The sequence below is a fragment of the Chroococcidiopsis sp. TS-821 genome (assembly GCF_002939305.1).
Lineage (GTDB): Bacteria > Cyanobacteriota > Cyanobacteriia > Cyanobacteriales > Chroococcidiopsidaceae > Chroogloeocystis.
Window position 1 is genome coordinate 1 of sequence record NZ_MVDI01000007.1, and the last position, 18,549, is coordinate 18,549.

Here is an 18,549-nt window from a genome sequence, read left to right on the forward strand (position 1 = left end):
CTACTGGCGGTGCGGCGATGAAGGCGATGATGAAGCAGGTTGTTGCTGCTAACAGTGTTGGGATCATCAGTACGCCAAACCAGCCTACGTATAGCCGGTTGTCTGTTGATGTTACCCAGTTGCAAAATCGCTCCCACAATGATGCGCTTTCGCGTCTTTGTAGAGTTGTTGTCATCTTTCTATGATTGCTTTTGATAACTACAAGTGAGTTATGAAGAAATAATCAGACAAGATGAATTTGCCTGTTCCTACAATTTACATTACTTTACTCGATTTAATCTATATCAAAAGGATTAATTTGTTAAATATAGATAATAAGATTGCATTATGAGTTGTAATATTTGCAAAAGTACAATGACATACAAGGCGAGTTCGAGTTCTATCAAGAATGCCAGCTTCGCGAGAGCACACTGAGAGAGATTAACCAGGAATGCAAGCAAATATGACACTTCAGCGTCAGGATAGAAAACAACAGGGAATAGATTTATTCTTTGTGAGTCTTAGTCCTAAAGTTTTGTTACAAATTAGTACGGGGCCAGTATTGTTGGCAATGTTAGGTGCCAAAGCCTACTTAGAATTGATTCAGTCGCTCGGACAAGCAACCGAAGAAATTTTGCGCGGCGATCGCTTGCCAGTACTACCATTTCCAGAACCGCAGAAAACTGAGCAAATTGAGTAGGCGCATAACTCAATTCCAAAGTTTGTTGTTTGTGCAACTACTTGAGGGGAATTTGCCCCATAAAATTATTTATATTCCTGGCTTTACTAGAACAGACACTATGAGTTCGCTCATCAACCTATCCTCTGATGAGGCATTGACTGTGCCTTCACCCCTAGATTTATTTCTCCGGCAACGCCTCGATTTGGTAGAGGACTTATGGGAGTCTGTGCTTAAACAAGACTGCGGTCAAGAATTAGTTAATCTTTTGGGTCAGCTACGCGATTTGTGTTCTCCAGAAGGACAAGCGACAAACGATCGCGCAGCAGAAGTGACTAAGTTGATTGCACAACTCGATCTCAATGAGGCAATTCGAGCTGCACGCGCTTTTGCTTTGTATTTTCAGCTGATAAATATTGTCGAGCAACACTACGAACAGCGGCTGCAACTCGCGCGCGCATCGCAGCTTACAGCGCTTAGCAAACAAGCAGCATCAATGAATGGTCAGTTGCTTGACTCGGAAAAAACGCTCAATGGGCAACCAGGAGCGGATATGCTCGAAAAAAGTTGGCAAGCAATTCAGTTGGACGATCAAAAATATAGTACCTTCCACGCTTTATTTCCGCACTTGAAAAAGCAGAATGTACCACCTCAGCAAATTCAACGTCTGATTGACCAACTCGATGTGCGTATGGTCTTTACGGCACATCCAACCGAAATCGTGCGCCCGACGATTCGCGAAAAACAGCGGCGCATGGCAAAGTTACTTCAAAAGTTGGATCAGCTAGAAGAAAAGCAAGGTCTCAACAAAGCAACTTCTTGGGAAGCCGCACAGCTACGCGAACAGCTTACCGAAGAAATCCGCCTGTGGTGGCGGACAGATGAATTGCATCAGTTCAAACCTACTGTGTTAGATGAAGTCGAGTATGCACTGCACTACTTCCAAGAAGTTCTCTTTAGTGAGATACCCCAGCTGCATCAACGATTTAAACACGCACTTGCTAGTTCTTTTCCTCGACTGAATGCACCGAAGCACAATTTCTGTAAGTTTGGGTCGTGGGTAGGTGCAGACCGCGACGGAAATCCTTCTGTGACTTCTCAAGTGACTTGGCAAACCGCTTGCTATCAACGGCAAATGGTTTTAGAGAAGTATATTCAGTCGGTGAAGAACTTAATTAATTTATTAAGTTTGTCGCTGCACTGGAGCGATGTCTTGCCAGAATTACTCGAATCGCTAGAGCAAGATCAATCGCAAATGAGTGAAGTTTACGAGGCACTAGCAGTACGCTACCGACAAGAACCGTATCGCCTCAAACTATCCTATCTACTTAAGCGTTTAGAGAACACGCGCGATCGCAATAGTCGTTTGTATAATCGCGATTTACGACAACGCGAAATAGTTGAGAGTGAAAGCGACGCGCGGGGAATTTATCGCTCTAGTGCAGAATTTTTAGCAGAATTGCGCTTAATTCAGCGTAACCTAGAAGCAACAGGCTTAACTTGCCGCGAGTTAGAAAATCTCATTTGTCAAGTCGAGATCTATGACTTCAACTTAGCACATCTTGATATTCGCCAAGAGTCGTCGCGTCATGCGGATGTATTAGAGGAAATTTTACAGTATTTGCAAATAGTACCGCGCTCGTACAAAGAACTATCGGAAGCTGAGCGCGTTGCTTGGTTAGTCTCAGAATTGCAAACGCGTCGTCCACTCATTCCTGCTGAATTGCCTTTTAGTCCGCAAACAACCGAAGTTATCGAAACATTTCGGGTTGTGCGCTCGCTACAACAAGAGTTTGGTCCTAGTATTTGCCAAACTTACATCATTAGCATGAGTCATGAAGTGAGTGACCTCCTCGAAGTTTTACTTCTTGCCAAAGAAGCAGGATTGTACGACCCTGCGACAGGCACAAGCACCCTACAAGTCGTGCCACTATTTGAAACTGTTGAGGATTTATTGCGAGCGCCAAGGGTAATGCAACAGTTGTTTGAACTACCCTTGTATCGTGCCTTACTAGCAGGTGGCTATCACGCGCAGTCATCAGAAAGCTCGTCAACCGCTACAGCACCACCCCCACCACCTTCAACATTAACGCCGAATCTCCAAGAGGTGATGTTGGGGTATTCTGATAGCAATAAAGATTCAGGATTCTTAAGCAGCAACTGGGAGATTCACAAAGCCCAAAAAGCACTTCAACAAATTGCCGAACAATTCGGCTTGCAGTTGCGGATTTTTCACGGACGCGGTGGCTCAGTTGGTCGTGGTGGCGGTCCAGCTTACGAAGCTATTTTGGCACAGCCTGGACACAGTATTAACGGTAGAATCAAAATTACAGAACAAGGAGAAGTCCTCGCTTCAAAATATTCTTTGCCTGAATTGGCGATCTACAATTTAGAAACGATTACAGCTGCTGTTGTACAAGCAAGTTTATTGCGGACTGGATTTGACAATATTCAACCCTGGAACGAAATTATTGAAGAAATCGCCGCGCGATCGCGCAGTCATTATCGCGCTTTAATTTACGAGCAGCCAGACTTTATCGACTTTTTCCATCAAGTAACGCCCATCGAGGAAATCAGCCAGTTGCAAATTAGCTCTCGACCAGCCCGTCGTCAAGGTGGTAAAAAAGACCTAAGCTCATTGCGTGCTATTCCTTGGGTCTTTAGCTGGACGCAAAGCCGTTTTCTTCTACCCGCATGGTACGGCGTAGGAACTGCATTACAAGAATTTGTGAACGAAGAACCCGAAGAACATCTCAAGCTGCTGCGCTATTTTTACCTCAAATGGCCTTTCTTTAAGATGGCGATTTCTAAAGTCGAAATGACTCTAGCAAAAGTAGATTTGCAAATGGCAAAGCACTACGTGCAGGAATTATCTCGACCCGAAGATTTAGCTCGCTTTGAAAGACTATTTGAGCAAATTGCTAATGAATTTTACCTAACGCGAGATTTAGTGTTGACAATCACTGGTCATAAACGCCTTCTTGATGGCGATCCTGTTTTGCAAAAGTCTGTCCAGTTACGCAATGGCACGATTGTACCCTTAGGCTTTTTACAAGTTTCTCTGCTCAAGCGGCTGCGTCAATGCACGAACACAACATCAGGAGTCATTCACTCGCGTTACAGTAAAGGAGAACTGCTGCGAGGTGCATTGCTCACAATCAATGGGATTGCTGCTGGTATGCGGAATACGGGTTAATGAGCAAATTTTGGCAACCAAAACGAGTTTTAGCTTGTACTTTAGTAGCGCTGACCTCTGGAATTATCAGCGCTTATTTTGGAAGTCAAATCAGCTTACAAATTCAAAGTCAAAAATGCCAAAACCAACCTTGGGGCTTAAAAACAGCTTGTCATGCTTGGGTGACACCTGGTGCAGTTTGGCAAGGCGGTATAACAGGACTTTATTTAGGAACGCTGCTAGGTGGAATTATTAGTATCTTAGGAACGATTACAGCAGACTGCACAACAAAGACAAAAAGTCAAGACCAAATAAATGAAAATTTAGCATTATTTGCAGATGAATTAGAACTAACACCTACTCAACGAGTTGTACTACAACGCTTCCTAGTACTAATTACATTAAAATTAGCGGCATCTAGCCAAACAACTTCTCAAGAAGACACGGTCTTATCGATAGAAGAGTTACAACAACTGCTGGCGATCGCCAAGCACAAGCAACTACTCAAGCACCATTTGACCTCAGCACAAATTGCTCAATTATTAGAAGAGATAAGCATTGGCTCTAACACGTCAAGCGATTCTCCTTTTAAGAAGTCTATGCATATCCCTTCGCAGGCTCAAGACAACTCATTAAAGCCGATAAAATCTACCCAAAATACTTCAGCATTTTGAGGTAACAATTCTATAAAAACTTGACGAAAAGTTAATAACACTATTTTTGCAAAAATTAGCTATCGGTCGAAGCTGTGGGAAGTTGTAAATTTTCCCACGTTTTCCAACTATTACTTTCTGTATCAAAACATCGCCAAGTCGCAAGCGCACTATCTTGATAACAAATCAAAACTCGCCTACTTGCAGGGTAACTCGAAGAAAAGCCCTCGCTAAACTGCTGTAAAGGATAGGTTTTGCGGCTGAGGCGTCTAGCAACTGCTTGATTTGGACACTCGATCGCTAAAGCAGTTTTTCCCCCGATGTGAGTGAGTGAAAAAATACACATTCTCAAAATTGCCCGCAGCCAGCTTTCAGAGTAATCAAAATACTCGTCAATCAACTTGTTAGTAAATGCTTTTTGCAGCGATCGGTCTTGTGAGTCGGGAATAGGAAAGTCAGACATAGCAGAACTGTTGTGAGGGTACGTAGTTGGCTTGAGGTTAGATCAAAAGCTTTGACAGTGACAAGTGTTTGAATACCCAATTTTGCCAAAAAAAGAAGCGATCGCTTTTGATAAAATGCAACCGTAGCTGTGATTACTGCAAACCATGAATTCGCAAAATTCTCCGTCTCAAACAACAGGTGCTGATGCTGTTGATGTCGCGATTGCCTCAGGAATCGATTTTGATGGTACCCCGATTCCTCCTGCCAAACTCGAACTCTATCGCCAAGTAATGGCACTTGAAGCAGGCAGACAACGTAGCGGTGTTTCCAATACAATGCGATCGCGAATTGTACGGATTGGCGCGAAACATATTCCCCAAGATAAATTAAATCAAATGCTCATTGATGCGGACTTTGCGCCGCTTAAAGATAAAGAAATTGCTTTTTATTACGGTGGGAAGTAATAAAAACTTACGCAATATCAAGAGAATTTTTATGCGAGTTTTATACGTTTCAGTCGCGAAAATGCGATCGCATTCTTACATAGTCATACCAAGACATAATTGACTCGTGGCATAATTAGCCTGATGCCAGTCAGAGCCTTGAGATTAATTGCTTATGTCCCTATTTGACGCTAAACCAGCGCTGCTTGTCCTTGCTGATGGAACTACTTATCGTGGTTTTTCGTTCGGCGCTACCGGAACCACAATTGGGGAAGTTGTTTTCAATACTGGCATGACAGGCTATCAAGAAGTTTTAACAGATCCCAGTTATTACGGACAAATTGTTGTCTTCACCTATCCTGAACTCGGTAACACAGGCGTAAATCCAGACGATGAAGAATCGCATAAACCGCAAATCCGAGGCGCAGTAGCGCGCAACATCTGCTACAAACCGAGTAATTGGCGTTCGACAGCTAGCTTGCCAGATTACCTACAACAGCATAACGTTCCTGGCATCTACGGAATTGATACTCGCGCCCTTACTCGTAAAATTCGGGCTTTAGGTGCGATGAATGGCGGAATCTCTACCGAACTAGACGAAGCTGAGTTACTAGAGCAAGTTACCGCAGCACCTAGCATGAAAGGCTTGAATCTCGTGCGTGAAGTAACCACGGCTAACGTTTACGAATGGTCCGATCCCACAACGGCAATTTGGGAATTTAAGCCAGTTAATCAAGAGGCTACAGAACCTTTAACAGTTGTTGCGATTGACTTCGGGGTGAAGCGTAACATTCTCCGCCGTTTAGCCAGTTATGGATGTCGGATTGTTGTTGTGCCTGTCAGCACTCCTCCTGAAGAAATTCTTAAATACAACCCTGATGGAATTTTTCTTTCTAATGGTCCTGGCGATCCCGCACCAGTCACTGAAGGAATCGAAACAACAAAAGCACTCCTCGCTAGTCAAAAGCCAATGTTTGGCATTTGTATGGGACATCAAATTTTAGGTCACGCACTCGGCGCAGAAACCTTTAAGCTCAAGTTTGGGCATCGTGGTTTGAACCAACCGGCAGGTTTAAAGCAACGTGTAGAAATCACAAGTCAAAACCACAGCTTTGCGATCGACGCTAATTCCTTGCCGGATGCAGATATTGAGATTACTCACCTCAACCTCAACGACTTAACAGTTGCGGGATTGCGACACAAATCATTACCGCTATTTTCCGTGCAATATCACCCAGAAGCTAGTCCTGGTCCTCATGACGCCGATTATTTATTTGAGCAGTTTGTAAAATTGATGCGCGAAGCCAAGCAGAAATCAGCAACCAAGCGCTAGTTCTTTTCGCTCCGCAATTTCTGCCTCATGATAGTAGACAACGCCTCAAAAAACGCTCTATACTTGAGCCTCGACTTTAAACATCGCATTTAAGGTAGTAAGAGGAGGGTATTATTGCTGAACCACTGAATATTACGGTTAGTCTGCGAGGAACCCGTGAAGTGCGAGACAATTACCAATTGTTTCGATTTACAGGGTTACTAGATGCTTTCTCTGAGCCAACCTTTCGTAAGGTTATCAGCAAATGTATCGAAGAGGGACCAAAAAATATTATTTTGGATCTTTCCCAAATCGACTTTGTTGATAGCTCAGGTTTAGGAGCATTGGTTCAACTTGCCAAACAAGCACAAAGTGCTGGCGGCACTTCACAAATTGTGACTAATGCCCGCGTGACTCAAACAGTTAAGCTAGTTCGTTTAGAGCAATTTCTCTCGCTGCGTCCCTCAGTGGAAGTCGCGCTAGAGAACGTTAAACAGTCATGATCTGGCAACAGAAGCAAGGCTGATATAGCTATCCGGTTGTATTATCTGGGTAGCTTGATTTTTGCTTATAAAAAATGTTTATTAAAGCAGAACGGGGGAACTCGCTGCTAGACAAATCCTGTCTATCACGCAGCCAACTGCGATCGCATTAACTTAAGGAGAATACAGGGATCGAAGATAAAAAGAAGTTACTAAAACTAGCTCGGTAGTTTTGCCAAATTTATAAACACTACCAATCCAAAGAGAAAGGAAAATCCTAGTTGTGAATCAAAAGGAGGAAGAGCTACTCGATGGCTCATCTATAATAGAAGGCGAACTAACTGTTAGGTTAGAGCAACTGACACCAACCTTGGCTGAAGACTTATCACAGCTACAGCAGGTCTCTCCGAGTGCTTTGGCATATTTAGGAGATGCAGTTTATGAACTTTATATTAGGCGTTATTACCTACTGCCACCAAAGCGCTCGCGTGTTTATCATCGTTTAGTAGTGGCACAGGTAAGAGCCGAAGCACAAGCATTACATTTGCGCTCGCTGACTCCCTACCTTACCAATACCGAGTTAGATATAGTTCGTCGCGGTCGAAATGCGACAACGAAGCCGCCAAAGCGGATCGAACCTGAAATTTATCAACAAGCATCAAGTTTAGAAACCTTAGTCGGCTACCTATTTCTCACTGATTGTCAGCGTCTGACTCAGTTGTTGCACAAGCTACACTTTGAGCAAGATAAAAATGAGTGATAGAAATTGTCTTTCTATACTGAAATTGGCTATTCTTCTCAGTTAAAGTCGAGAAGTAGGGATGCCCAAAGAATTTAACACTGTAACTATATAAATGGCGAACAAACAACAAAAATTTAGATCTACGGGCAAAGCAAAGCATGACAAGCCAGTCAGAATCAGACAAAGCTCCAAGCCTTTGCTGAAATCTCTGAATCAGAGTCGCACTGCATCAACAAAACCTTCAGTTAATTATGCTGTCAATAGTACGCACTCACAACCTTTAGCAGAAGAAAGCGATCTTATCTACGGTCGTCACCCTGTTTTAGCTGCTTTAGAGAATCAAAGACATCTGAATCGGATTTGGATTACATCGCGATTGCGCTACGATCCCCGTTTCCATTCTTTGATTTCCCAAGCTAAAGAAAACGGAACAGTGATTGACGAAGTTGAACCAAAGCGTCTAGATCAAATTACGCATTATGCGAATCACCAAGGAGTCGCAGCGCAAATTGCACCCTATGCATACACCGATCTCGATGAACTGATTGCTCGCGCCAAAGCAATCGCCGAATCACCCGTGATTGTAGCAGCAGAAGGTATTACCGATCCCCACAACTTAGGAGCAATTATTCGGACGGCTGAAGCGATCGGAGCGCAGGGACTTGTTATCCCCCAAAGACGAGCCGCAGGAATTACATCGAGTGTGATGAAAGCAGCTGCTGGTGCTTTGGAGCAATTTCCTGTCGCGAGAGTCGTTAATTTTAGCCGCGCTTTAGAAGAACTCAAGGAAGCAGGATTTTGGATTTATGGTACAGCCGCAACCGCAAGCCAACCATTGCATACTGTCCAATTTACAGGACCAATCGTTTTGGCGATTGGTGCTGAGGGTGAGGGCTTGAGTTTGTTAACACAACGCTGCTGTGACGTGCTAGTGTCCATTCCACTTTCGGGAAATACTCCAAGCTTAAATGCCTCAGTCGCAGCAGGAATGGCTTTGTACGAAATTTTTCGCCAACGTTGGTTAAATATGCTTCATTTAGAAAAATTAAAATAAGATAATTTGAAAAAAGAAGCGTAACAGAGTATAACAAAGTGTGAAGTAATTAGAAGCAGCAGCAGACCGCGTCACATCTGTAACCAATGGACAAAACAGCAAATATGAAAACATTTTGGGATAGTTTTAAAGAAGTTTTAACTAATCTCTTTCACAGCATTGGCTGGGCTTGGTGGGTAGAAATTGTTACACAAAATCCGCGCTGCACGTACTACTTTGGTCCTTTCTTGAGCGTTAAGGAAGCAAACGCTGCTAAGACTGGGTATCTTGAAGATTTAGAACAAGAAGGTGCGCAAGGAATTACAGTGAAAGTCAAGCGTTGCAAGCCCAAGAATTTGACAATTGCTGACGACTTGGGAATGATTCAGCCGAAAGCGACACCAATATTTAGCGGTCAGATGTAAAAGCAAGTCAAGTTAGTGGCGGGTGTTCGGTGCCAAAGACGAAACTAACTTAAATATAGACTCTGCGGCTTGCTGAGCGCTCGTCACTGGCAATTTATTTAAACTTGACAACATCGGGATACTGCGCAATCCACTTATCAATATCGCTGAGTACCTGCTGGGGAATTTCCCAAGGGAAAAGATGGGCGGTATTGGGATAGCATTGCCATTGACAGTTTTTCAAGTACCGAGCAGTTTCATGACTTGATTGGGCAGTGATATGGCGATCGCTTGCTCCAGCGAGCATCAAGCTTGGACAAGTAATTTTGTGTAAGTCGGCAAGGCGATCGTAACCGGATCGCAACGCTGTATTCAACGCGCGTTGTGCAGCAGCAGAAGTTTGCAGGTACGCGGCGATCGCATCAGTGGCAAGATAGCGATAGGCAGTCGGCGAGTGTTGTTGAATCAGGTAGCGATAGAGCGATCGCTTACCAAACGTTTCAATATTCCACTGCCAACTTGGTTGCAACCAATTAAGAATAGACGCTACACCAGTATACACATTATCTTGCCAGCTAATTGGTGGATGATTACCTCTAGGACGCGCTGCAGTGGCGACAAGGATTAACCCGCTAACTCTGTCAGGCAATTTGAGTGCGAGTTCCATTGCCAATATTCCTCCCAACGACCAACCAAGGACTAAGCAGCGCTGAATTTTGAAGCTATCTATCAGTGCTTCTAAGTCAAGTAAGTGGTCGTTCATGGCAAAATTTTGTTGCGTGCGACTGCTACCATAGCCGCGGAGATCGGGAGCGATCGTACGGAAACGCTGCGATAAATGGTCAGTAAAAACTGATAGACTGCGCCCTGAACCTGGATGACCGTGTAAGCAAAGAATGGGAAAGCCGTTTCCTTGAATGCGAACGTTGAGCTTGACAGGTTGAGAGTTTTGAGATGTGGACACTAGATAAAAATTAACCGCAATATATTTACTATAAGATTTATAGAAGTCAGTCAGGGAGACAAGAAAATATAAAACTTACAATAAATATCACTAGAGCTTATTTATCGATGAAGCTTCCTCGAATACCTTGCACAGAAAGCAGAAAGAGGAACGACAACACTTATCAATCGTTCTCTAGCCTCCGATCCCTGACATCCGATCCTTTTGAAGAAGTCACTTTTTACGTAAGTCCTGAATTAAACTAAATAATCTGGATTACAAGTCAAAGGAGCAAACAATGGCATCCATCCGCGAGTTGCACCAACAACTGGTGAGCAAAGAACGCTCTGCGGTTGAAATTACTCAAGAAGCCTTGCAGCGCATTGCAGCATTAGAGCCGAAATTACATAGCTTCATATCGGTAACAGCAGATACGGCGTTAGCACAGGCGCAAGCAGTGGATGCCAAAATTGCTGCGGGAGAGGAAATTGGGTTACTCGCAGGAATTCCAATTGGCATCAAAGACAATCTGTGTACCAAAGGAATTCGGACAACGTGTGCTTCTAAAATTTTGGAGAACTTTGTCCCGCCGTACGAATCAACCGTGACGCAAAAGCTAGCTGACGCAGGTGCTGTCATGGTGGGAAAAACGAATTTAGATGAATTTGCGATGGGCAGTTCTACAGAAAACTCCGCGTTTCAAGTCACCGCCAATCCTTGGGATTTAGAACGAGTCCCTGGTGGTTCTTCTGGTGGTTCGGCTGCGGCGGTAGCAGCGCAAGAATGTGTTGTTGCCTTAGGATCTGATACCGGAGGCTCAATTCGTCAACCCGCGTCGTTTTGTGGTGTAGTAGGAATGAAACCTACTTACGGATTGGTATCGCGTTACGGTTTAGTCGCGTTTGCTTCATCGTTAGATCAAATTGGACCATTTGGGCGCACTGTAGAAGATGCCGCGATTTTACTCGGCGCGATCGCTGGATACGATCCTAAAGACTCGACAAGTCTCAAAGTCGAAATTCCAGACTATACGCAAGCTTTAAAACCCGACGTGAAAAACCTCCGCATTGGCATTATCAAAGAAACCTTTGGCGAAGGGTTAGATCCGGCGGTGGAACAAGCTGTCACCAAAGCAATTGAACAACTTAAGGATTTAGGCGCAGAAGTTCAAGAAGTTTCCTGTCCGCGTTTTCGCTACGGGCTACCAACTTATTACATCATTGCGCCCTCAGAAGCTTCGGCAAACTTAGCGCGTTACGACGGTGTAAAATACGGTTTCCGCGCTCCAGATGCCGAAAACCTCCTCTCGATGTACAACCGAACTCGTGCTGCTGGTTTTGGTACTGAAGTCAAACGGCGGATTATGGTAGGAACTTACACGCTGTCGGCAGGCTATTACGATGCGTATTATTTAAAGGCACAAAAAGTCCGCACGCTGATTAAGCAAGACTTTGAGAATGCGTTTGCGAAGGTCGATGTTCTAGTGTGTCCGACTGTACCAACAACAGCATTCAAAGCAGGAGAAAAGACGGACGATCCCCTAAGCATGTATTTAACGGATTTGATGACAATCACCGTCAATCTAGCTGGTTTACCAGGAATGAGTGTTCCTTGTGGTTTTGATGACAAGGGTTTGCCCATCGGACTACAGTTGATTGGCAACGTATTGCGCGAGGATTTGCTATTTCAAGTCGCGCATGCTTACGAGCAAGCAACAGAATGGCATAAAAAGACTCCAAAGTTGATATAGCGATCGCCACCCTTAGGGCTAATCAACTGATGCACAGTGCGGAGTTCTTATCATTGAAGTTGTGTATTTGTACGCGCGTAGAAGGATATCTATGCTCAACAAATTCTCTTTGAGGTGGCTGCTGAGTGCTGGGCTAATGGCTGCACTTTTTTATATCGGGACTAGCATCTATCTGTTTTTCCAGCAAACTCGCTTCATTTTTTTTCCTTCACCTGTTATTCAAACGACACCAGAGTTTTTCAATCTCCGCTATCAAGAAGTGTGGCTACCTGTCACTACAACCACAGGGCAAATCGAACGCATTCATGGTTGGTGGATTCCCGCAACTCAAGCGAATGAAAAAGTTTTGCTCTATCTGCACGGTAACGGTATTAATATTGGTGCAAATGTCGATCGCGCCCATCGGTTTCACCAGATGGGCTTTTCAGTACTCCTCATTGATTATCGCGGCTACGGACGTAGTGAAGGAGCTTTTCCGTCAGAAGCGACTGTTTACCAAGATGCTGCAGTAGCGTGGGATTATCTCGTTAATGAACGACAGATCGATCCAAGCCAGATTTTTATTTATGGGCATTCTTTAGGCGGTGCGATCGCCATTCACTTAGCACTGCAACAACCCAACGCCGCTGGATTAATCGTCGAAAGTTCGTTTACTTCGATCCGTGCCATGATCGATTTTCAACGTGCCTACCGCATATTTCCCGTCGATCTAATTTTACGCCAGCGCTTCGACTCAATCAGTAAAGTTAGCGCACTACAAATCCCTGTCTTATTCATTCACGGAACGGCAGATTGGCAAGTTCCCGCGCAAATGAGCGAACAACTCTACGCTGCTGCACCCGAACCGAAGCAATTAATTCTGATTCCTGGTGCGGGACACAACAATGTCGCGGAAGTTGCAGGTTCTCAATATTTTCAAGTCGTGCAAAACTTTGTTCGACAAGTCTCAACTCAACAGATGGCGGAACGCTGAAACATAGGAAGGTAAAAAGTGCAACTACAACTAAATCAGTAAGATGTTAAGCCAGGGCAAAGAGTACTACTACGAAATATTAACTGGAGCGAGTTTGAGCAGATTTTAGACGAGTTAGGTAACTCGCGTGCTTCTCGGCTTGCCTACTACAGAGGAATCCTAGAGATTATGGTACCGCTGGCTGAACGCGAAGATGGTAAAATCCTCATCAGTAACCTAGTCGAGATTTTATTAGAAGAACTCGATATTGAATTCAGAAATCTCGGTTCTACTACCTTTAAGCGTCGGGACATGGCGAGTGGTGTAGAACCTGATGCTTGCTTTTATATTCAACATGAAGCAGCAATTAGAGGTAAAAGTAAAATCGATGTTAACTTCGATCCACCGCCTGATTTAGCTATTGAAATTAATATTACAAGTGCTTCCGAAATCAAGAAAAGTAGCTATGAAGCTTTAGGCGTTCCTGAGTTGTGGATTTATGACGGGCGATCGCTACAAATACATACACTGCAAAATCATCAGTATGTAGCAACAAATCAAAGTCAGATTTTTCCCAACTTGCCAATTATAGAAGTTATTCCCCAGTACGTTGCCGAAAGTAAAATCCAGGGAAGAAACACTGCAGTTAAAGCTTTCCGCGCTTGGGTACAAAAGGTGTCATTTCAGTGAGGCGATCGCCTATCGTGTTATGCCGACAAATTATAGCCATGGGTGGCGGTGTCTCAAAAGAAAAGCCAAAATGCTTCCTTCCTACCGCGAGTGGCGATGCAGCAGATTACATTGACAGATTTTATGCCTTTTACTCAACATTACCATCCACATCATCGCATTTATCACTATTTAAACCGCCAAACACTGACATAAGAACTTTAGTGCTAGAGCAAGACATTATTGATGTAAGAGGCGGAAGTACCAAGAACTTACTGGCGTTTTGGTAAGAATGGGGACTCGACACAGTTCTCAAAGCAGCTTGGGAAACCGGTGTCATCCTTACTGGCTTAAGAGCAGGTTCGATTTGCTGGTTCGAGCAAGGAGTTCCCTCACTTTTTGGAGAATTTTAACCGTGTTACTTTGTCTTAGCTGGCTCCAGGGCAGCAATTGCCACCATTATGATGGAGAATTAGAAAGAAAACCTGCTAACCCTCGTTTATTTTCTCTAGGAAAAATTATTGACGGATATGCCGTAGATGATGGCGAGGCGCTGCATTCTATTAAGAATAGACGAGAGCAGTAGTTCTCGCCCTTATGCAAAAGCTTATCGATTGCAAAAGTTGAATGGAGCAGTGCAAGAAACTCCCCTATCTCTAGGATACTTGGGTACGTGACAACGTTAAAGTAAAGAATACGTCTAGTGCATGCCTATGAGTCTTTCTGAGGGGGAGCGTTTTGTCATACTCGCGGAGATACCTGTGAAGAAGTGCTGAAAAATGCTCGAGAAGTGTTAGAGGTTGTGGTTGAATCGGCATAGAAGATGGTGAAACTTTGCCAGAACCTTTAACCGTAGGCAAGTCTTTTGAAGTGGCTTGAAGTACAATCTTTAATTCTCTGATTATAAAGTTTATGTCTTTCGTAGGTTTACATATTCATAGCGATTACAGCCTACTCGATGGTGCAAGTCAAATACCAGCACTCGTTGAGCGAGCTCATGAGTTAGGAATGAAAGCGATCGCACTTACCGATCATGGCGTGATGTATGGTGCGATCGAACTTATTAAAATTTGCCGAAATAAGAACGTCAAACCAATTATTGGCAATGAAATGTATGTCATTAATGGAGATATTGAGGAAAAGAAACGTCGTCCTCGCTATCACCAAGTTGTTTTAGCAAAAAACACAAAAGGTTACAAAAATCTTGTTAAGTTAACAACAATCTCGCACTTGAAAGGTATTCAAGGCAAAGGAATTTTCTCGCGTCCTTGTATCAACAAAGAGCTATTAAAAGAGTATCGTGAAGGATTAATTGTTACGAGCGCTTGTCTAGGAGGAGAGGTTCCGCAAGCGATTTTGCGAGGAAGATTAGACATTGCACGTAAAGTTGCACAAGAATATAAAGATATCTTTGGAGATGATTACTATCTAGAAATTCAAGATCACGGTTCGCAAGAAGACAGAATTGTTAATGTTGAAATCGTTAAAATTGCCCGAGAATTAGGAATTAAATTTATTGCGACAAACGATTCGCATTATATTTCTTGCTTTGATGTAGAAGCCCATGACGCGTTGTTGTGCATTCAGACAGGAAAATTAATTTCGGAAGACAACCGCATGCGCTACAGCGGGACAGAGTATCTCAAATCAGCAGAAGAGATGAGTCAACTGTTTCGCGATCACCTACCCGATGACGCGATTCAAGAAGCGATCGCAACGACAGTAGAAATTGCTGACAAAGTAGAACCATACCATATCATGGGCGAACCGCGAATTCCCAATTATCCGGTTCCCGCAGGACACACCGCCGATACTTTTTTAGAAGAAGTCGTCTGGGAGGGAATGCTACAACGATTTAATCGGCGATCGCGTAATGAAATTGACCCCACATATAAAGAAAGGTTGGATTATGAACTAAAAATGATTCAACAAATGGGCTTTTCTACTTATTTTTTAGTTGTTTGGGACTATATTAAGTACGCGAGAGATAATCAAATTCCGGTTGGTCCTGGGCGAGGTTCGGCTGCTGGTTCTTTAGTTGCTTATGCTTTAAGAATTACAAATATTGACCCTGTTCATCATGGCTTGTTATTTGAGCGGTTTTTGAATCCTGAGCGTAAATCAATGCCGGATATTGATACAGATTTTTGTATCGAAAGGCGCGATGAAGTTATTGAATATGTTACGCGAAAATACGGAACAGAGCGAGTTGCTCAAATTATTACTTTTAACCGCTTGACTTCCAAAGCTGTCTTAAAAGACGTGGCGCGGGTACTAGATATTCCCTATGGTGAAGCCGATCGCATGGCGAAGCTGATTCCGGTTGTGCGGGGTAAACCAACTAAACTTTCTGTGATGATTTCTGATGCTACTCCAGCACCAGAATTTAAAGAAAAATATGAAAACGATCCCAAAGTCCGCCACTGGGTTGATATGGCAATTCGCATAGAAGGAACTAACAAAACCTTCGGCGTTCATGCAGCGGGAGTAGTCATTTCTTCTGAACCGCTAGACGAAATTGTTCCACTACAAAGAAACAATGATGGTTCAGTGATTACCCAGTATTTCATGGAAGACTTGGAATCGCTGGGATTACTGAAAATGGACTTTTTGGGATTGAAGAATTTAACACTCATTCAAAAAACCATTGAATTAATTAAACAAAATCAAAATATTGATATTGACCCCGACTATTTACCTTTGGAAGAAAGAAAGGTTCAAAAAATCTTAGCCAAGGGCGAAGTCAAAAAAATGCCAAGAGAAGTCGAAAAAACCTACAAAGTTCTTGAAGAAGGTGAACTTGAGGGGATTTTTCAACTTGAATCTTCGGGAATGCGACAAATTGTACGCGATTTAAAGCCTTCGTGTATCGAAGATATTTCTTCAATCTTAGCTTTGTATCGTCCTGGTCCTCTTGATGCTGGGCTGATTCCCAAATTTATCAACCGCAAGCACGGTCGCGAAGCAATAGAATACATCCATCCACTTTTAGAGCCAATTTTAAACGAAACTTACGCGGTCTTGGTGTATCAAGAACAAATCATGAAAATGGCTCAAGATTTGGCAGGATATTCCTTAGGACAAGCAGATTTGTTACGCCGCGCTATGGGTAAAAAGAAAGTTTCCGAGATGCAAAAACATCGAGAAGCTTTTGTGGATGGTGCAGCTAAAAATGGTGTCAGAAAGCAAGTGGCTGAAGAATTGTTCGACCAGATGGTCAAATTCGCAGAATACTGTTTTAATAAATCGCACTCGACGGCTTATGGTTATGTCACCTATCAAACTGCGTATTTAAAAGCAAACTATCCTGTCGAGTACATGGCAGCTCTGCTGACGGCAAACAGTGGCGATACCGATAAAATTCAAAAATACCTGTCTACGTGTCTGAATATGAATATTCAGATCGAGCCACCAGACATTAATCGCTCTGGCGTCGATTTTACACCGGTAGCAGGCAAAATTTTATTTGGCTTATCAGCTGTAAGAAATGTCGGACAAGGTGCGATCGCGTGTATTTTAGAAGCCCGTGAAAAGGGCGGTGAGTTTCAATCGCTCGCTGATTTGTGCGATCGCGTTGATTTACGCGCTGTCAACCGTCGTACTTTAGAAGCTTTGATTCATTGTGGTGCGTTTGACAAACTCGAAGCAAATCGCAAGCAACTGATTGCAGATCTTGATTTGGTAATCGACTGGGCGCAATCGCGGGCGAAAGATCGTGCTAGCGGTCAAGTTAATTTATTCGATTGGAGCGGGATAGCAAACAATGACAATAACACTAATTACGAATTAGCACCCAAAGCCCCACCCGTAGCAGACTATCCGCCAATGGAAAAACTGCGATGGGAAAAAGAACTTCTTGGTTTTTACGTTTCGGATCATCCGTTGAAGTCACTGCGAGCGCGTACGCGACTTTTATCACCGATCAGTTTATCCCAACTCGGCGATCAGCACGATCGTACTTTACTTTGTGCTGTCGTGATGTTGACCAGTATTAAACCAGTGGTCACTAAAAAAGGCGATCGCATGGCAATCTTACAAATCGAAGATTTAACCGGACAAACCGAAGCTGTTGTTTTTCCGAAAGCTTACGAACGAATTGGCACATCACTTGTAGCCGATGCCCAAATGGTAGTCTGGGGTAAAGTCGATCGGCGTGACGATCAACTTCAGTTGATTGTAGAGGATGCTGAACCGATTGAGACGGTACAGTTAGTTATGGTAGAACTCGATCCTCAACAAGCAGCGACGCTTGATTATCAACACCGTTTAAAAAGCATCTTGCAAGAACAGCTAGGAGAGAAAGACAAGGCAAAAATCCCAGTTCTGGCGTCTGTGAAATTGGGCGATCGCAGTCAATTAGTACGCTTTGGGCGACAGTTTTGGGTTCAAAACAGCCAAGAAACCGTCGAAATGCTCAAATCAGCTAGCTTTTCTGCTTATACACGACCAATTAGTCAAATATTAAGCTAAGTATTGATTGCCGCATGTTCTTTGCTAGTTGGTGGTTGAGCGTTGGTCGATCGACCATTAACAGCCCTGAGGCTATGTTTGTTCGCGTACCAACTTATAAAGTTTTTGTAAAGATCTTTCAGCTTTATGCTATTTAGAATACTAACTCTATTGAAATTTTAAGTAATTTTACTGGTAAAATGTCAGGAATGTGTAAAGTTACCAGGTATTGCGCGACAAAAACATGAAGATTTAGTAAAGATTTCTCGAAGATGGTGCGACGTTTTTGGTCGCTCTGTGAAGATTCAGTGAAGATTGCGCTCATAAGGCTATATTTACTCTCTGCATAGAGGAGTATCTACGTCAAAATACTACGTATGCCCTATCGGGTTATGTGAAATTAAGCTAACCATAATTGGTAAAACCTGAGCTTACGTCAA

The 18,549-nt window shown here is 43.4% G+C and carries 15 protein-coding genes and 2 pseudogenes; 14 read left to right on the forward strand and 3 right to left on the reverse strand.

What is annotated here, in order from left to right:
* Positions 1-175 (reverse strand): annotated as a pseudogene (locus B1A85_RS26255) (photosystem II q(b) protein); the annotation flags it as partial.
* 267 nt (positions 176-442) lie between these two features.
* On the opposite strand from B1A85_RS26255, the gene B1A85_RS16730 reads away from it, so the two are divergent.
* The 3 genes from B1A85_RS16730 to B1A85_RS24795 all read left to right on the forward strand — a co-directional run bounded on the left by B1A85_RS16730 (position 443) and on the right by B1A85_RS24795 (position 4,507).
* Complete coding sequence (locus tag B1A85_RS16730) at positions 443-679, forward strand: hypothetical protein (RefSeq protein ID WP_104548064.1); 237 nt, start codon at positions 443-445, stop codon at positions 677-679.
* Positions 680-779: 100 nt separating this feature from the next.
* Positions 780-3,854, forward strand: coding sequence for a phosphoenolpyruvate carboxylase (gene ppc, locus B1A85_RS16735; RefSeq protein ID WP_104547888.1), 3,075 nt, complete (start codon positions 780-782; stop codon positions 3,852-3,854).
* Positions 3,854-4,507, forward strand: coding sequence for a hypothetical protein (locus B1A85_RS24795; RefSeq protein WP_210404528.1), 654 nt, complete (start codon positions 3,854-3,856; stop codon positions 4,505-4,507). The genes ppc and B1A85_RS24795 overlap by 1 nt, the downstream gene beginning before the upstream one ends.
* Before the next feature lie 55 nt (positions 4,508-4,562).
* Here the strand turns inward: B1A85_RS24795 and B1A85_RS16745 are convergent, their stop codons facing one another.
* Entirely contained in the window at positions 4,563-4,949 is a 387-nt protein-coding gene (locus B1A85_RS16745; protein WP_104547889.1) for a hypothetical protein, read from the reverse strand.
* Between the two features lie 145 nt (positions 4,950-5,094).
* Here B1A85_RS16745 and B1A85_RS16750 point away from each other — a divergent pair, with 145 nt between their 5' ends.
* The 6 genes from B1A85_RS16750 (at position 5,095) to B1A85_RS16775 (ending at position 9,367) form a co-directional block, all read left to right on the forward strand.
* Positions 5,095-5,394 carry a DUF4090 family protein gene (locus tag B1A85_RS16750; RefSeq protein WP_104547890.1) on the forward strand — a complete coding sequence of 100 codons (300 nt, stop codon included), beginning with the start codon at positions 5,095-5,097 and terminating at the stop codon, positions 5,392-5,394.
* Between the two features lie 154 nt (positions 5,395-5,548).
* Positions 5,549-6,706, forward strand: a complete 1,158-nt coding sequence (gene carA, locus B1A85_RS16755) for a glutamine-hydrolyzing carbamoyl-phosphate synthase small subunit (RefSeq protein WP_104547891.1) — start codon at positions 5,549-5,551, stop codon at positions 6,704-6,706.
* 161 nt (positions 6,707-6,867) lie between these two features.
* The gene (locus B1A85_RS16760; protein ID WP_210404529.1) at positions 6,868-7,188 is read left to right on the forward strand and encodes an STAS domain-containing protein; all 321 of its coding nucleotides are present in this window, start codon (positions 6,868-6,870) and stop codon (positions 7,186-7,188) included.
* A gap of 304 nt (positions 7,189-7,492) precedes the next feature.
* Complete coding sequence (locus tag B1A85_RS16765; RefSeq protein WP_371681687.1) at positions 7,493-7,927, forward strand: Mini-ribonuclease 3; 435 nt, start codon at positions 7,493-7,495, stop codon at positions 7,925-7,927.
* 94 nt (positions 7,928-8,021) lie between these two features.
* A complete protein-coding gene (gene rlmB / locus B1A85_RS16770; protein WP_104547894.1) occupies positions 8,022-8,963 on the forward strand; it encodes a 23S rRNA (guanosine(2251)-2'-O)-methyltransferase RlmB in 942 nt (313 codons plus the stop codon).
* A gap of 104 nt (positions 8,964-9,067) precedes the next feature.
* The gene (locus B1A85_RS16775) at positions 9,068-9,367 is read left to right on the forward strand and encodes a DUF1816 domain-containing protein (protein ID WP_104548065.1); all 300 of its coding nucleotides are present in this window, start codon (positions 9,068-9,070) and stop codon (positions 9,365-9,367) included.
* A 94-nt stretch (positions 9,368-9,461) separates the two neighbouring features.
* Here the strand turns inward: B1A85_RS16775 and B1A85_RS16780 are convergent, their stop codons facing one another.
* Entirely contained in the window at positions 9,462-10,310 is an 849-nt protein-coding gene (locus B1A85_RS16780; RefSeq protein ID WP_104547895.1) for an alpha/beta fold hydrolase, read from the reverse strand.
* Between the two features lie 277 nt (positions 10,311-10,587).
* Here B1A85_RS16780 and gatA point away from each other — a divergent pair, with 277 nt between their 5' ends.
* The 5 genes and pseudogenes from gatA to B1A85_RS16810 all read left to right on the forward strand — a co-directional run bounded on the left by gatA (position 10,588) and on the right by B1A85_RS16810 (position 18,130).
* Positions 10,588-12,039, forward strand: a complete 1,452-nt coding sequence (gene gatA, locus B1A85_RS16785; RefSeq protein WP_104547896.1) for an Asp-tRNA(Asn)/Glu-tRNA(Gln) amidotransferase subunit GatA — start codon at positions 10,588-10,590, stop codon at positions 12,037-12,039.
* Between the two features lie 91 nt (positions 12,040-12,130).
* Positions 12,131-13,012, forward strand: coding sequence for an alpha/beta hydrolase (locus B1A85_RS16790; protein WP_104547897.1), 882 nt, complete (start codon positions 12,131-12,133; stop codon positions 13,010-13,012).
* A 78-nt stretch (positions 13,013-13,090) separates the two neighbouring features.
* Complete coding sequence (locus B1A85_RS16795; RefSeq protein ID WP_256387473.1) at positions 13,091-13,681, forward strand: Uma2 family endonuclease; 591 nt, start codon at positions 13,091-13,093, stop codon at positions 13,679-13,681.
* A 38-nt stretch (positions 13,682-13,719) separates the two neighbouring features.
* Positions 13,720-14,337 (forward strand): annotated as a pseudogene (locus tag B1A85_RS26260) (Type 1 glutamine amidotransferase-like domain-containing protein).
* A 235-nt stretch (positions 14,338-14,572) separates the two neighbouring features.
* The gene (locus B1A85_RS16810; RefSeq protein WP_104547899.1) at positions 14,573-18,130 is read left to right on the forward strand and encodes a DNA polymerase III subunit alpha; all 3,558 of its coding nucleotides are present in this window, start codon (positions 14,573-14,575) and stop codon (positions 18,128-18,130) included.
* The last annotated feature ends 419 nt before the right edge of the window (positions 18,131-18,549 follow it).